Origin of the sequence: Achromobacter sp. JD-1 (assembly GCF_038594925.1) — a bacterium.
GTDB classification, from domain to species: domain Bacteria; phylum Pseudomonadota; class Gammaproteobacteria; order Burkholderiales; family Burkholderiaceae_B; genus Achromobacter; species Achromobacter spanius_C.
This window is the reverse complement of the sequence record NZ_JBCGCS010000010.1, coordinates 97,478-112,069: the sequence shown is the minus strand read 5'-3', so window position 1 is coordinate 112,069 and position 14,592 is coordinate 97,478. Positions and strand designations below refer to the sequence as shown.

Annotated in this window: 13 protein-coding genes and 1 tRNA gene; 9 read left to right on the top strand and 5 right to left on the bottom strand. The window is 61.5% G+C overall.

Annotated elements, in window-relative coordinates; translation table 11 throughout:
* Positions 1-68: 68 nt before the first annotated feature.
* The 3 genes from WBR68_RS17120 (at position 69) to nrdR (ending at position 3,001) form a co-directional block, all read left to right on the top strand.
* Positions 69-722, top strand: coding sequence for a YbhB/YbcL family Raf kinase inhibitor-like protein (locus WBR68_RS17120; protein ID WP_050447137.1), 654 nt, complete (start codon positions 69-71; stop codon positions 720-722).
* A gap of 328 nt (positions 723-1,050) precedes the next feature.
* Positions 1,051-2,301: a serine hydroxymethyltransferase gene (gene glyA / locus WBR68_RS17115; protein ID WP_050447138.1), complete on the top strand. Its 1,251-nt coding sequence runs from the start codon at positions 1,051-1,053 to the stop codon at positions 2,299-2,301.
* 220 nt (positions 2,302-2,521) lie between these two features.
* Positions 2,522-3,001, top strand: a complete 480-nt coding sequence (gene nrdR / locus WBR68_RS17110; RefSeq protein WP_050447139.1) for a transcriptional regulator NrdR — start codon at positions 2,522-2,524, stop codon at positions 2,999-3,001.
* Between the two features lie 41 nt (positions 3,002-3,042).
* Here the strand turns inward: nrdR and WBR68_RS17105 are convergent, their stop codons facing one another.
* Together WBR68_RS17105 and WBR68_RS17100 are read right to left on the bottom strand one after the other, a co-directional pair.
* Positions 3,043-4,005, bottom strand: a complete 963-nt coding sequence (locus WBR68_RS17105; RefSeq protein ID WP_230694822.1) for a GlxA family transcriptional regulator — start codon at positions 4,003-4,005, stop codon at positions 3,043-3,045.
* Positions 4,006-4,022: 17 nt separating this feature from the next.
* On the bottom strand, positions 4,023-4,586 hold the full coding sequence (locus tag WBR68_RS17100; protein WP_230694821.1) for a cysteine hydrolase family protein: 564 nt from the start codon (positions 4,584-4,586) through the stop codon (positions 4,023-4,025).
* 196 nt (positions 4,587-4,782) lie between these two features.
* Here WBR68_RS17100 and ribD point away from each other — a divergent pair, with 196 nt between their 5' ends.
* The 6 genes from ribD (at position 4,783) to WBR68_RS17070 (ending at position 13,160) form a co-directional block, all read left to right on the top strand.
* Entirely contained in the window at positions 4,783-5,934 is a 1,152-nt protein-coding gene (ribD, locus tag WBR68_RS17095) for a bifunctional diaminohydroxyphosphoribosylaminopyrimidine deaminase/5-amino-6-(5-phosphoribosylamino)uracil reductase RibD (RefSeq protein ID WP_050447144.1), read from the top strand.
* A 792-nt stretch (positions 5,935-6,726) separates the two neighbouring features.
* Entirely contained in the window at positions 6,727-8,643 is a 1,917-nt protein-coding gene (locus WBR68_RS17090; RefSeq protein ID WP_370641244.1) for a PrkA family serine protein kinase, read from the top strand.
* Between the two features lie 12 nt (positions 8,644-8,655).
* Complete coding sequence (locus WBR68_RS17085) at positions 8,656-9,915, top strand: YeaH/YhbH family protein (protein ID WP_050447146.1); 1,260 nt, start codon at positions 8,656-8,658, stop codon at positions 9,913-9,915.
* Positions 9,912-11,465, top strand: coding sequence for a SpoVR family protein (locus tag WBR68_RS17080; protein WP_050447147.1), 1,554 nt, complete (start codon positions 9,912-9,914; stop codon positions 11,463-11,465). The genes WBR68_RS17085 and WBR68_RS17080 overlap by 4 nt, the downstream gene beginning before the upstream one ends.
* A gap of 143 nt (positions 11,466-11,608) precedes the next feature.
* Positions 11,609-11,699: transfer RNA gene (locus WBR68_RS17075), tRNA-Ser, on the top strand.
* A 189-nt stretch (positions 11,700-11,888) separates the two neighbouring features.
* The gene (locus WBR68_RS17070; RefSeq protein WP_230694820.1) at positions 11,889-13,160 is read left to right on the top strand and encodes a tyrosine-type recombinase/integrase; all 1,272 of its coding nucleotides are present in this window, start codon (positions 11,889-11,891) and stop codon (positions 13,158-13,160) included.
* On the opposite strand, the gene WBR68_RS17065 is transcribed toward WBR68_RS17070, so the two are convergent.
* Genes WBR68_RS17065 through WBR68_RS17055 form a run of 3 tightly spaced genes read right to left on the bottom strand, consistent with a single transcriptional unit; the run spans position 13,147 to position 14,590 of the window.
* Positions 13,147-13,410, bottom strand: coding sequence for a helix-turn-helix transcriptional regulator (locus tag WBR68_RS17065; RefSeq protein WP_230694819.1), 264 nt, complete (start codon positions 13,408-13,410; stop codon positions 13,147-13,149). The genes WBR68_RS17070 and WBR68_RS17065 overlap by 14 nt on opposite strands.
* Positions 13,407-14,324, bottom strand: coding sequence for a DNA cytosine methyltransferase (locus WBR68_RS17060; protein WP_230694818.1), 918 nt, complete (start codon positions 14,322-14,324; stop codon positions 13,407-13,409). Before WBR68_RS17060 ends, WBR68_RS17065 begins: the two co-directional genes overlap by 4 nt.
* Positions 14,321-14,590 carry a hypothetical protein gene (locus WBR68_RS17055; RefSeq protein WP_230694817.1) on the bottom strand — a complete coding sequence of 90 codons (270 nt, stop codon included), beginning with the start codon at positions 14,588-14,590 and terminating at the stop codon, positions 14,321-14,323. Before WBR68_RS17055 ends, WBR68_RS17060 begins: the two co-directional genes overlap by 4 nt.
* Positions 14,591-14,592: the final 2 nt, after the last annotated feature.

Genomic DNA, 14,592 nt, shown 5'->3' with positions numbered 1-14,592 from the left:
GAACTTTTGATACGCTGAGCAAACGGACAAGGGCTGGTACGCCCTTGCGGCATTTCAAGGAGCACGACATGGAACTTTCGAGTTTGTCTTTTTCCGATCACGAGTCGATTCCGGATCGCTATGCGTTCGGCAAGATCGATGCGCAATCGCACGTCGCGCTGGCTGATAACTACAACCCGCAGTTTTCCTGGGACAACGTCCCGGCGGGAACGCAGTCGTTCGCGTTGATCTGCCATGATCCGGACGTGCCGTCGCGGCCCGATGATGTCAACCAGGAAGACCGCGAAGTCCCAGCCGACCTGCCGCGCGTTGATTTCTTCCATTGGGTGCTTATTGATCTGGCGGCTGACATGCGCGAGATTGACGAAGGCGCCTTTTCCAATGGAATCACGCCCCGTGGCAAAGGCGGCCCTCTGGCGCCCATGGACGCCCGCCAAGGTATCAATTCGTACTCGTCGTGGTTCGCCAACGACCACGACATGAGTGGCGATTATTTCGGCTATGACGGCCCGTGCCCGCCCTGGAACGATTCCATCGTGCACCGCTACGTGTTCACCCTGTATGCGCTGGACGTCAGCAGCCTGAACCTGAACGGCTCGTTCACGGGCGAAGACGCGCTGCGCGCCATGCAGAAACATGTGCTGGCGCAGGCGTCGGTGACGGGGACATACACGCTCAACCCGCGTCTTGCCCCCAAGCAGATTGGCGCCACCGAGGCCTAGTTTGCGTCACGGGCAACCTCGATAGGGCCGCAATGCGGCCCTTTTTTCGTTCAAGGGCCGGCGGCGCAGCCGTGAGGCTGGCCAACGTCGGCGCCGTCGTCACTGCCACTCCGTCGCCATTGCATGAAAGTTCTTCAAGTCGGGTTGAGCAGCGTTTTCGGCCAGCAGCCGGCGCCGTGGTTTTCGCGCTCTTCGACCGAAATTTGCCCGCTTCGGGCGCATTTTGGCGGCAATTGATTCCGGCTGACGGGGTAAACTACGCAGATTCTTCGGGTTTACCCACCCGACACTGCTTTCTCCTCTCTTACCGCCTCAGGAATCCCCCGTCATGTTTGACCGCAACCTCACCTTGTCCAAGGCTGACCCGGACGTTTGGGCCGCCATCCAGAAGGAAGACGTACGCCAAGAGCAGCACATTGAGCTGATCGCTTCGGAAAACTACGCCAGTCCGGCCGTCATGCAGGCCCAGGGCACGCAGCTTACGAACAAGTACGCCGAAGGCTACCCGGGCAAGCGTTACTACGGCGGTTGCGAATACGTGGACGTGGTTGAACAACTGGCCATTGATCGCCTGAAGCAGATCTTCGGTGCTGAAGCCGCCAACGTGCAGCCCAACTCGGGTTCGCAGGCCAACCAGGGCGTGTACATGGCCGTGCTGAAGCCGGGCGATACCGTGTTGGGCATGAGCCTGGCCGAAGGTGGCCACCTGACGCACGGAGCGTCGGTCAACGCTTCGGGCAAGCTGTACAACTTCATCTCGTATGGCCTGGACGAAAACGAAGTCCTGAACTACGAGCAAGTTGAGCAACTGGCCAAGGAACACAAGCCCAAGCTGATCGTGGCCGGCGCATCGGCCTATGCCCTGCACATCGATTTCGAACGCATGGCCCGCATCGCGCGCGAAAACGGCGCGCTGTTCATGGTCGACATCGCCCACTACGCGGGTCTGGTTGCCGGCGGCGCCTATCCCAACCCGGTGCCGCATGCCGACTTCGTCACGTCGACCACGCACAAGTCGCTGCGCGGCCCGCGCGGCGGCGTCATCATGATGAAGGCCGAGCACGAAAAGATCATCAATTCGGCCATCTTCCCGGGCATTCAAGGCGGCCCGCTGATGCACGTCATCGCCGGCAAGGCCGTGGCGTTCAAGGAAGCCCTGGACCCCAGCTTCAAGGACTACGCGCAGCAAGTGGTCAAGAATGCCAAGGTCTTGGCGGACACGCTGGTCAAGCGTGGCCTGCGCATCGTCTCCGGCCGCACCGAAAGCCACGTCATGCTGGTTGACCTGCGCGCCAAGGGCATCACGGGCAAGGAAGCGGAAGCCGTGCTGGGCCAGGCACACATCACGGTGAACAAGAACGCCATCCCGAACGATCCGGAAAAGCCCTTCGTGACCAGCGGCATCCGCCTGGGAACGCCGGCCATGACCACGCGCGGCTTTACTGAAGCCGAAGCCGAACTCACCGCCAACCTGATCGCCGACGTGCTGGACAATCCGCGCGACGAAGCCAACATCGCCGCCGTGCGTGCCCGCGTCAACGAACTGACCTCGCGCCTGCCGGTCTACAGCAAGCAATAAGCATCCGGTGACAAACCTTCGGGGGTTTACCGCCGAAGGATCACGACACGCAAGGGACGGCCCCGCAAGGTGCCGTCCCTTTGCTTTCAGGGCGGCGGGCGCTATCCTCGTTCCTAGCCGTGATGATATTGGGGACGAATTAGCCCGTCTCGACGCTTCCCCGGGGTAGCGTCGTTACAATATGCTCAAATTTTGCTATCCGTGCCTATAGGGAACACACATGCGGTGTCCATTTTGCGGCCATGCCGAAACGCAGGTTGTCGACAGCCGGGTCTCGGAAGAGGGCGATGCCATTCGTCGTCGCCGCCGTTGCCTGTCTTGTGACAAGCGCTTCACCACCTATGAACGGGTTGAGCTCGCCATGCCTTCCATCGTGAAGCGCAACGGCAGCCGCAGCGACTACGATCCCGTCAAGTTGCGCGCCAGCCTGAGCCTGGCGCTGCGCAAACGCCCCGTCAGCACCGAAGACGTGGATGCGGCGGTTGCGCGTATCGAAGAACAACTGCTGGCCAGCGGCCAGCGTGAAGTGCCGTCCGAACATATCGGCGAACTTGTCATGAACGAACTACGCAAGCTGGACAAGGTGGCCTACGTTCGCTTTGCGTCCGTTTACAAAAGCTTCGAGGACATTGGCGAATTCGTCGAGGCCATCCGCGAAATGCAAGGGCCGCTGCTGCCCGGCAAGCTGCGCAAGGAATAAACACGGTTCACGCGCCCGCGAATAACGGCGCTTCAGCGCCGTTATTGCATGGGGGCCGACCGCGCCAGGCTGGGCGTATTCGGCTGGAACTTGCGCCAGACCCGGCGCATGTGCTGCGCGGATCCAAATCCTGACTTCTCCGCCACGCGCTCCAGATCCAATCGCGTTTCGCGCAGCAGGTCGCGTGCCAGCGCCACCCGGATCTGATAGAGGTAGTCCATCGGCGTACAGCCAGCGTGTTCGCGAAAAAGCCGGGTCAGGTGGCGCGGGCTGGTATGCGCCTGGTCCGCCAAGGATTGCGCGGACCAGGGCGCCGCCGGATTGCGGATCACCGCATCCTGGACGCGGTGCACGCCGGGGTGCATGTGGCTGCGGTGTTCCAGCCACGGCGACAGCGCGGAGTCCGTGCCCGCGCGGCGCTGGTAGACGACCATGTCGCGGGCCACCTCGCTTGCCACGCGCGGCCCGCAATGACGCGCCACCATATGCAACGCCAGGTCGATGCCCGCCGTGATGCCGGCGCTGCTGACCAGGTTGCCGTCTTCAACGAAGATTCGGTTGTCGTGCACGCGCGCACTGGGGTCGATGTCCGCCAATTGCGCAAGGCAAGAATGATGCGTGGTGCACTCGCGCTGGCGGGTCAGCCCGGCGGAGGCCGCGAACAACGCGCCCGCGCACACCGTCATCAGCGTGAACTGGTCCGCGGGGTGGCGCAGGGCCAGCCAGTCGATGATGGCGTGCGCATCCGGCGAGTCCAGGCGCGTGTGCTTGTCTACCACGCCCGAAATAATGACTAGCGCGTTGGCGGGCAGAGCGGCCGGTAATGGCCGGATGCGCGCCAGATTCAAGCCCGGTAGACCACTTTCCACTTCAGGTGTGGGGCCGCAGAAGTGCTGTTCAAATGTTCCCGGGCATCGCTTTTCGGCGACGCGGAACGCTTCGGCGGGCCCCGCCAGGTCCAGCAGGACGATGCCCCGCGTCAGGACGAAATACACGGGAACCATGCGTGGCTTTGCCTTGTTCAGCTGGCCAATGCGTCGGCCGCGTGGGTGATGCGGGCAAAGCGGCCGTTCAGCACCAGCTCGGTGTGGTCCCGGATCTCGGCGGGGGTGTAGTGCTTGCCCGAGGGGCTTTGCATGGCGAAGGTCAACGTGGCGTCCGTCGGGAACACCACCTTGAAGCCGGCGTCGCTGGCGTGGCGCGATGTCGTCTCGCAGCACTGTTCGGTACGAATACCGCTGACGATGATGCCTTCGATGCCGTTTTCACGCAGCCAGTCGTGCAGTGTTGCGCCGTCTTCGCCCTGTGCATACAGCGACGAATGTACGGTTTTGTGGAACACGGCCGTGGGCGAAATGCGCAATTCCTCAAGCGTCCTGACGTGTCCCGAGGCAAGGGAAAACGGGTTGGCGGCGTCGTCGGACGGGCTTTTGTGGAACACCTGAAGCACCGGAATACCCTGGGCGCTGGCTGAATCGATCAGCCCTTGGATCTTGGTCAGAAATGCGGGATATTCGGCTTCGTCCCAAAACGGACGGTGGCGAAAAGACTCTTGTGCGTCGATGACGATCAGTGCTTGCTTCATGTTCCGGGCTCCTGGCCAAGGATTTTAAAGGGTACGAACGTATTCTGCGCGACATATCGGTCCTGAACGAGATCGCCCCAAGCCACATACCGGCCCAAAACGGACATGCAGGTGGCCGGCGCGCTTGGGGCCAGCATACGCCGTGCGAGTGCCCGGAGGTCCACCGCACACCTGCGGCCAGACATACAATTCCGCCATGACGACCCCAAGCGAATCCGACGATATCTTCTGGATGCGGCGCGCCCTGGCGCTGGCTGAAAGCGTGCTTTACACCACATCGCCCAACCCTCGCGTGGGGTGCGTGATTGTGCGTGATGGCCGGGTGCTGGGCGAAGGGGCCACCCAGCCACCCGGCGGCCCCCATGCCGAGATCCGCGCATTGCGCGACGCCGCCGCGCATAACGAAACGGTGGCGGGCGCCACGCTGTACGTCACGCTGGAACCCTGCAGTCACTTCGGGCGCACCCCACCCTGCGTGGATGCCGTGCTGGCGGCAAAGCCGGCGCGCGTGGTGGTGGCCATCGGTGACCCGAATCCGCTGGTCAATGGCCAAGGCCTGGCCCGTTTGCGCGCGGCGGGCATCGCGGTGACGACAGGCGTCTGCGCCGAAGAGGCGCTGGCGATCAACGCGGGGTTTATCTCGCGCATGAGCCGCGGCCTGCCTTGGGTCTGGATGAAGATGGCGGCGTCCCTGGATGGTCGCAGCGCCTTGCATAACGGCATGTCGCAATGGATCACCGGCCCCGAAGCCCGTGCTGACGGCCATCGCTGGCGCGCGCGTAGTTGCGTGGTGCTGACCGGCATGGGCACTGTGTTGAAAGACGATCCGTTGCTTAATGTGCGTGACGTTGAAACGCCGCGCCAACCGCGCAAGGCGGTGGTGGACGGCATGTTCGCCATCCCCGAAACCGCCCGCTTGTTCGATGGCGCTGAAGTGATTATCTTCACCGCGCGTGAAGACGCCGCCAAAGCCGCGCGCCTGGCCGACAAGAACGTGCAAGTTGTGGTGCTGCCGGGCGCGATGGCGGGCCGCGTGGATCTGCCCGGCATGATGCAATGGTTCGCGCAGGCACAGTTCAATGAAGTGCATGTGGAGGCCGGGGCGGGCTTGAGCGGGGCGTTGGTGGCATCGGCTTGCGTGGACGAGTTGCTGCTGTATCTGGCACCCGTGCTGCTTGGTGACGCCGCAGGCATGGTTCGTTTGCCGATGCTTGAGCATCTGGATGCCGCGCGACGCTATGCATTCATCGAGAGCACCCGGGTGGGGGCGGACCTGCGTCTGCGCGCGCGCGTGGAAGGCGCTTGGCGCACGCTGATGCAGCGCGTTGCGTTGCCGCCAATTGCCTGATCCACACGGCGCAGTGCTTCACAAGCGTACGCCACAGGCCATGGCGGCGTGGTCGCGTGTGCTAGCACTCGGACTCAACGGCTGCTAAAGCGGTCGTGCAAAGTCGGGTTGGCGATGACCTGCGTCGCGTTCGGCACGGCAATTGCAGCAAGTTTGCGAATGATTCACTTGCGTGGTTTTCCTTGCTGAAAACCCGCATTACGATTTTGATCATTACGCCAAATGAATTGCCACAAAACCGTCAATTGGCTTTAGCATAGGCGCATGACTTGGCGCTCCGTGCATACGGCCATCACCGAACCGCGCTACACGCCCTCGTCACCACGGATTCCCGTGCCGCGATATCGGCGCTATTTCACAACCGAACCGGCACGCTGCTGAACGAAGCGCAACGCGCTCTTCAGAACGTCCGCTGCCATCGCATGGCGGGCGCATCGGGCTACTGCTCGAATCATAAGAATCCATCGGGATATCGCTCATCCCTTCAAATCATTGCTGTCCATTTCATGTGCAGTCGCACCACGCGTGCCTGCCACAGCAATATGCTGAAGACGAGCCAGTTAACTTATTCACGTAAGTTGCATTCCCTGACGGAACTTGTGTCAGGCGCGTGCAGCCTAAACGATAAGGGTCCGATCGTGCTTCATGGTTGCTGTGTGGCGAAAGCAACATAACAACTGGCCGGAAATGCCAAATGCGAGTTTGACTAGTATTGCGCAGGCACTTAGGCACAATGGGGACACGTAGGCGTAGTGAATTTTTCGCGTGTTGTAGGAGGTTTCCGTGCAAAACATCGTCGAAGGCTTCAAGTCGCAGTATGCAAGAGAGCAGGAGTCAGAGCTTTCTCTTGAGGAATATCTGAACCTCGCCAAACGTGATCCCATGGCGTACGCCAGTCCCGCTGAGCGCATGCTTGCGGCAATCGGCGAACCCGAGGTCGTGGATACGCGTAACGACCCACGTCTTTCCCGTTTGTTTTCCAACCGGACCATCCGGCGCTATCCGGCGTTTCAGGAGTTCTACGGCATGGAGGACGTGATCGGGCAGATCGTCGCGTTCTTCAAACACGCCGCGCAGGGGCTGGAAGAGCGCAAGCAAATCCTCTATCTGTTGGGCCCTGTGGGCGGCGGCAAGTCGTCCATTGCGGAACGGCTGAAGGCCCTGATGGAGAGCTATCCCATCTATGCGCTGAAGGGCTCGCCCGTCAACGAATCACCGCTGGGCCTGTTCCATCCGGAGCGTTTTGGCGACACGCTTGAAAAGGAATACGGCATTCCGCGCCGCTACCTGACGGGCATCATGTCGCCTTGGGCAGTCAAGCGCTTGAAGGAATTCGACGGCGACATTTCGCAATTCCGCGTCGTGCGCCTGAACCCCTCGGTGCTGCGTCAGGTGGCCATCGCCAAGACCGAACCCGGCGACGAAAACAACCAGGATATCTCCTCGCTGGTGGGCAAGGTCGATATCCGCAAGTTGGACCGCCACTCGCAAGACGACCCGGATGCCTACAGCTATTCCGGTGGCTTGTGTCTGGCGAACCAGGGCCTGCTGGAATTCGTCGAGATGTTCAAGGCTCCGATCAAGATGCTGCATCCCTTGCTGACGGCCACGCAGGAAGGCAACTTCAAGGGCACGGAAGGCTTCTCCGCCATTCCGTTCAACGGCACGATCCTCGCCCACTCGAACGAATCCGAATGGCAGACCTTCCGCAACAACAAGCACAACGAAGCGTTCCTTGACCGTATCTATATCGTCAAGGTGCCTTACTGCTTGCAGGTGTCTGAGGAAGTCCGCATCTACGAAAAGCTGCTGCACCACAGTTCCTTGTCGGCCGCTCCGTGCGCGCCGGGAACGCTGGACATGATGGCGCAGTTCTCCGTGCTGACCCGCCTGAAAGAACCCGAAAACTCCAGCATCTATTCCAAGCTGCGCGTGTACGACGGTGAAAGCCTCAAAGACGTGGATCCGAAGGCCAAGGCCTTGCAGGAATACAAGGACTACGCTGGCACGGACGAAGGCATGAACGGGGTGTCCACGCGATTCGCGTACAAGATCCTGTCCAGCGTCTTCAACTACGACCAGACGGAAGTGGCCGCGAACCCGGTGCATCTGATGTACGTGCTGGAACAACGGATCGGCCGCGAAGACTATCCGGAAGAGATCCGCCGCCGGTATCTGGAATTCATCAAGGGGTTCCTGGCGCCGCGTTATGCGGAATTCATCGGCAAGGAAATTCAGACCGCCTACCTGGAATCGTATTCGGAGTACGGCCAGAACATCTTTGACCGCTACGTCACGTTTGCCGATTGCTGGATTCAGGACGAAGAATTCCGTGATCCGGAAACGGGCGAAAGCTTCGATCGCAGCGCGTTGAACGACGAGCTGGAAAAGATCGAGAAGCCTGCTGGAATCGCGAACCCGAAGGACTTCCGCAACGAGATCGTGAACTTCGTGCTGCGGGCGCGTGCTAATAACAATGGCCGCAACCCGACCTGGACCAGCTATGAAAAGCTGCGCGAAGTGATCGAGAAGAAGATGTTCTCGAATACGGAAGATCTGCTGCCGGTGATTTCGTTCAACGCCAAGGCTTCGGCCGAGGACAAGTCGAAACACCAGAGCTTCGTGGATCGCATGGTGGAAAAGGGCTACACGGAAAAGCAGGTCAGGCTGCTGTGCGAGTGGTACCTCCGAGTGAGGAAGTCTTCCTGAGCGAGGTGAATCATGAATTCACTGATCGATCGCCGTCTTAACGGGCGCAATAAAAGCGCCGTCAACCGCGAGCGTTTTTTGCGGCGCTACAAAGACCAGATCCGCAAGGCGGTTCACGGGATGATCCGTGACCGCTCCATTCAGGATATGGATCAAGGCGGAGAGATCAATCTGCCCGCCCGGGATATTTCCGAACCCACGTTCCACCACGGTTCGGGCGGGGATCGCGAGATGGTGCACCCGGGCAACCGCGAGTTCGCCAAGGGCGACACCATCGACCGGCCGCAGGGTGGCCAAGGCGAGGGCGGGTCCGACCCTGGCGAAGGCGAATCGGTTGATCAATTCACCTTCAGCTTGTCGCGGGCCGAGTTCCTGAACCTGTTCTTCGAGGACCTGGAGCTGCCGCATCTGGCGCGCAACCAACTGGGCGAAGTCAGCCAGAAGAAGTGGCAGCGCGCCGGTTACACCACGACCGGCTCGCCCAGCATGTTGAGCATCAGCCGCACGCTCAAGTCATCGTTGGCGCGTCGCGTTGCGCTGAACGTGAAAGCGCGCGCCGATCTTGAAGACGCTGAAAAAGCCTTGGCCGAAGCCCAAGCAGCGGGCGCGCCCGCCGCAACCCTCCGTACATTGGAGCAGGAGGTCGAGGACTGTCGCGAGCGCCTTGCCCGCGTGCCGTTCCTGGACGACCTGGACCTGCGCTACCGCAATCGGGTATCGGTTGCCATTCCGATGGCGCGCGCGGTCATGTTCTGCTTGATGGACGTTTCGGGGTCCATGGACGAAGGCAAGAAGGACTTGGCCAAGCGCTTTTTCACCCTGCTGTACCTGTTCCTGTCGCGTAAGTACGAGCACGTGGACCTGGTCTTCATCCGCCATACCGATAACGCCGAGGAAGTCGACGAACAGACCTTCTTCTACGACCCCAAGAGCGGCGGCACCATCGTGCTGTCCGCGCTGGAGCTGATGCGCGAGATTCTGGAAAAGCGCTATCCGCCCTCGGGGTGGAACGTGTACGCGGCGCAAGCCAGTGATGGCGATTCTTTCGGCGCCGACGCGGGCAAGAGCGCGCGCTTTCTGGCGGAGCATCTGCTGCCGTCGACACGGTACTTCGCCTATATCGAAATTCCCGACTCGCAAGAGGCTCGCAAGAGCAGCCTGTGGGCCGAGTATGAACAGAAGCTGGAGCCGCATTTCGTCATGCGGCGCATCTGCGATCGCGGCGAGATCTTTCCCGTGTTCCATGACCTGTTCAAGAAGGAAACCGCATGAATGCCATCGTGGGTGCTCTCGTGGAGCCGGGATCGGCCGGCGGCGCTCGGCCGATATCCCAAGGGTCCGAATGGACGTTCGAACTGATCCAGTCCTATGACGACGCGATTTCCAAGGTCGCGGCCGAGTACGGCCTGGATACGTATCCGAACCAGATCGAGGTGATCACCTCGGAACAGATGCTGGACGCCTATGCGTCGGCCGGGCTGCCTATCGGCTATCCACACTGGTCTTACGGCAAGGAATTCATCCGCAACGAGCAGTACTACCGGCGCGGCATGCAGGGCCTGGCGTACGAGATCGTCATCAATTCCAACCCGTGCATCTCTTATCTCATGGAAGAAAATTCCATGACGATGCAGGCGCTGGTGATTGCGCACGCGTGCTATGGGCACAACTCGTTCTTCAAGGGCAACTACCTGTTCAGGCAATGGACCGACGCTGATGGGGTGCTGGACTACTTGGTATTCGCGCGCAAGTATGTGATGTCGTGCGAAGACCGCTACGGTATCGACGCGGTGGAAGCCTTGCTGGATTCCTGCCATGCGCTGTCGCACCACGGGGTGGACCGCTACAAACGGCCCGCGCCGATGTCGTTCAAGGAAGAGGCCGCGCGCCAGGCCGAGCGCAAGGAACATGCGCGGCTGCAATACAACGACTTGTGGCGCACGTTGCCACGCCTGGAAACCGACAAGGACACCCGTACCGACACGTCGGTGTTCCCGCCGGAGCCCGAAGAGAATCTGCTGTACTTCATTGAGAAGTACTCGCCCAAGCTGGCGCCCTGGCAAAAAGAGTTGGTGCGTATCGTCCGCAAGATTGCCCAGTACTTTTACCCGCAGACGCAAACCAAGGTCATGAACGAAGGGTGGGCCACGTTCTGGCACTACACCATCCTGAACCGCTTGCATGAAAAAGGGCTGGTCAACGACGGCTTCATGATGGAGTTCCTGCAAAGCCATACCAATGTGGTCAGCCAACGCGGCTTTGACGAACGCGGTTATGGCGGCATCAACCCGTATGCGCTGGGCTTTGCGATGATGTCGGACATCCGCCGTATCTGCGAAGCGCCCACGCCCGAAGACCGGAAGTGGTTTCCCGATATTGCGGGGGGCGATTGGCAGAAGACCCTGGACTTCGCCATGCGCAATTTCAAGGACGAGTCCTTCATCTCGCAGTACCTGTCGCCGCGGCTGATCCGCGAGTTCCGCTTGTTTGCAATCTCGGACCATCAGTCGAATCCGAAGCTGGAAGTGGCCGCCATCCACAACGACGAGGGCTACCGCGACATTCGCCGTCTGCTGGCCGCGCAGCACAACCGCGACAACCAGGTGCCGGACATCCAGGTGGTGCGGTTCAACCGCGATTCGGATCGCTCATTGGTATTGCGGCATTTGAAGAGTCGTGGCCGCCCCTTGGCGGGCGAGGATGCCGAGCAGGTGATGAAGCATCTGGCGCGCCTGTGGGGCTTCAGGGTCAGGCTGGAAGAAACCGAGCCGGACGGCACGGTCAGCTCTTATCGCGAGCAGGAACCGCCGTCTTCGCACTGAAAGGTAAAAAGGGGGGGCACACTGAGCTAGAGCGCTCGGTGCGTCCCCCTTTGTGCTTCGGCTTGCTGCGTTGCGCCGAAACCTGCTAGAATCGCGGATTCGCAATTTTCGTAGTGCCTTTTTACCTACGAAATTGCCGATTAGGACAGGTGGCCGAGCGGTTGAAGGCGCACGCCTGGAAAGCGTGTATACGTCAAAAGCGTATCGGGGGTTCGAATCCCCCTCTGTCCGCCAAGATTTGTACCGGTATTGCCCAGCAATGCCTTGAAACCCGCACCAGCCTTAGCTGTGCGGGTTTTTTCTTGCCCAGGTTTGCCCAGTAAGCACCACTAGAAGCAACCTCATAAATCGGGTACTTTCGCGGGTATCGCGGCCCCCTGGGGCCAAAACCCAAAAAAAGTACCCGTTTTTCATAGGGGAGATATGGCCACGCTCGCCAAGCTGACAGACACCGCAATCCGCGCCGCCAAGGGGAGGGAAAAGCCCTACAAGATGGCCGACGGCGGCGGCTTGCATATCCTCGTCAAACCCGACGGTACGCGCTACTGGCGCTACAACTACCGGCACGCCGGCAAAGACCGGACGATGGCCCTGGGCGTGTACCCGGACGTGTCTGCGAAGTCCGCCCGCGAAAAGCACGCGGCTGCGCGCGCGCAACTGGCCGCCGGCGCCGATCCGATGGCCGAACGCAAACAGGAGAAGCACGCCATCCGTGCCGCTGCGGCTGATGATTTCGAAGGTATGGCCCGCGAACTGTGGGCCAAAAAGCTCGCGCGGGGGAACTCGGCCGGCTACGTCGAGGAGGTGCTTGGCAAGCTGGAAAAGGACGTGTTCCCCTGGATCGGCCGGCGGGCCATCGCCGGCATCACTGCAGCCGACATACTGACCATCCTTGAACGGGTCGAGGCCCGCGCTCCCGAGACCGCGCGCAGGCTTCGCGGCTTCGTCGGAGAGGTGTTCCGCTATGCCATGGCGCGCAACAAAGCCCAGGCGGACCCCACGCAGGCGCTACGCGGTGCGGTCATCACGCCGAAAACGCAGCATTTCGCCGCCATCACGGACCCTGTTGCTTTTGGTGAGCTGCTGCGCAAGATGTACAGCTATCGCGGCGAGCTGGTGACGCGGGCGCTCCTGCGGCTCTCGCCCCTGGTGTTCCAGCGGCCATCTGAGTTACGCGAGGCGCGCTGGGATGAATTCGACCTGGCCGGCAAGAATTGGGGCGCGCCGATGTGGGAGATACCGGCCGAACGTGACGGAGCGGAAGGAGACACGAAGATCACGCGGACTGGCTGGCAGTCGCACCTTGTCCCCCTATCCACAGAAGCCGTCAGCATCTTAGAAGCGCTGCGGCCGGCGACAGAGCATACCGGGTGGGTGTTTAAGTCGAATCGGAAGACGGACCGGCCCTTGTCGGAGGGGGCCATACTCGTCGCGTTGCGGCGTATGGGCTACGCCAAGAAGATGACCGCGCATGGTTTCCGAGCATCTGCACGCACGCTTGCGGCCGAACGCCTAAAGGCCGATGAGCGCGTGTTGGAGCTGCAGATATCCCACAAGGTTGTAGACCCGTTGGGCCGGGCCTACAACCGGACGGCGTTTCTGGACGAGCGTGTGGCGTTCATGCAGCAGTGGGCCGACTACGTGGAAAAGCTCGCGGCGGGCCGTCCCGAGCCGCTGATGCCTATCGACGGTTAGCAGATGGGCGTGGCGCCTCGTAGCTGATAGGGTCATCAATCCAGCGCAGCACCTCCATGCCTCGGTACTTGATCCCTCGCGCTCCTGTCGGAACCTTGGGCGGCGCGGTGCCATCCTTGACGCGCATGCGCCACGTCTCGCGGCTGACGCGGACGAATGGCTCAATCTCCGTCCATGAGTAGAGCGCACCGGCAAGGAGCTTTTCAGGCGGCAGGAGCCGGCGCTGACGCGGTTTCTTCGCTTCGCTCATGCGTGCCTCCTGATCGCATTGATCGCGTATTCCGCCAGCGGCGGGGGGTTGGCGTTGCCCAGCATGAACAAGGCCTTCGCCTGGCTCTCTGGTAGTTGGTAAGACCTCGAAAACCCCATGGCGGCGCAGTTTTCGCCCGTGGTGAGCATCCGCATGCGGTGGCCATCAACAAGCGCCCAGCGCGCGCGGGTAGTGATCGTGCCGATAGGTCGATCAAGCGACCGGCCCGTAAGTCCTGAACCTGAGCCGTAGTAAGGCATTACAAAGCGGTCGCCGTACTGGCGCCGGCCGGCACGCACCCGCGCAAGCGTCCTGGCGGACCGGCCCGGCCGGTCGATTACCGACCAGCTCCCGGCGGCGAAGTCGAGAACATCCCTGATGGCGCGGTGCGGCGCTGCCGGCGTAGGCAGCTCGATTGGGTGCTTGGTCCGTGTGCCGAAGATGAGGATGCGTTTGCGGTGCTGCGGGACGCCGCAATCTGCAGCGTCCCACACTACAGGCGACAGGGCGTAGCCCAGCGTGATGAGCGCGGCGCACCATGCGCCGTAGAGCTGCCAGTTTGCGAAGGCTGGAACGTTTTCGACCAATAGGAAGGGCGGCCGGTGACATTCGGCAGCGGACACCACAGCCCAAGCGGTTGAGCGGGCTGCATCGTGGTGCGGCTGTTCTTTTCCGCGCGCCGGCGTGTGGCCGGTGCAAGCTGGCGATGCAATCAAAAGATCGTGTGCCGGAACCTGCGTCCAGTCCGCTTGGTGCAGGTCTTGGCAAACGTGCATGGCACCCGGATGGTTGGCCGCATGCGTATCCACCGCCGTGCGGGAATGGTTGCCCGCCCACAGGACACGCACTGCTGCGCGGCGCGCGCCTTCAGTGTTGCCGCCCAGGCCGGCGAAGAGGTCGATTGCAGTTCTCATTGTGGTTCGTCCTTGTCTGCCGCGCAGGCACGTTTGAAATCGGGGCGCGGCGTGTTGAATCGGTGGGATTGCGCTTTGATTGCGAGCGTTGAAGGCGGCGCCGCCGGCAGCGGGCGGTAGCGATCAGCACGGGTGTGCGCCAGCGCCAGCGCGGTGATTTCCAAGCAGCGTGCCAGCACGGGCGAGCGCATGGCGTCCGTCAGCGTGCCGCGAAGGCCCGATTCGGCGTGAGCCTGGGCGAGTTGTTCAGAGGTGGGCTTTTGCATCT

Coding starts and splice junctions, on each gene's coding strand:
- WBR68_RS17070 (WP_230694820.1), top strand. CDS start 11,889: ATGGCCACGCTCGCCAAGCTGACAGACACCGCAATCCGCGCCGCCAAG.
- nrdR (WP_050447139.1), top strand. CDS start 2,522: ATGCGGTGTCCATTTTGCGGCCATGCCGAAACGCAGGTTGTCGACAGC.
- WBR68_RS17105 (WP_230694822.1), bottom strand. CDS start 4,005: ATGGTTCCCGTGTATTTCGTCCTGACGCGGGGCATCGTCCTGCTGGAC.
- WBR68_RS17080 (WP_050447147.1), top strand. CDS start 9,912: ATGAATGCCATCGTGGGTGCTCTCGTGGAGCCGGGATCGGCCGGCGGC.
- WBR68_RS17100 (WP_230694821.1), bottom strand. CDS start 4,586: ATGAAGCAAGCACTGATCGTCATCGACGCACAAGAGTCTTTTCGCCAC.
- WBR68_RS17085 (WP_050447146.1), top strand. CDS start 8,656: ATGAATTCACTGATCGATCGCCGTCTTAACGGGCGCAATAAAAGCGCC.
- WBR68_RS17055 (WP_230694817.1), bottom strand. CDS start 14,590: ATGCAAAAGCCCACCTCTGAACAACTCGCCCAGGCTCACGCCGAATCG.
- ribD (WP_050447144.1), top strand. CDS start 4,783: ATGACGACCCCAAGCGAATCCGACGATATCTTCTGGATGCGGCGCGCC.
- glyA (WP_050447138.1), top strand. CDS start 1,051: ATGTTTGACCGCAACCTCACCTTGTCCAAGGCTGACCCGGACGTTTGG.
- WBR68_RS17065 (WP_230694819.1), bottom strand. CDS start 13,410: ATGAGCGAAGCGAAGAAACCGCGTCAGCGCCGGCTCCTGCCGCCTGAA.
- WBR68_RS17120 (WP_050447137.1), top strand. CDS start 69: ATGGAACTTTCGAGTTTGTCTTTTTCCGATCACGAGTCGATTCCGGAT.
- WBR68_RS17060 (WP_230694818.1), bottom strand. CDS start 14,324: ATGAGAACTGCAATCGACCTCTTCGCCGGCCTGGGCGGCAACACTGAA.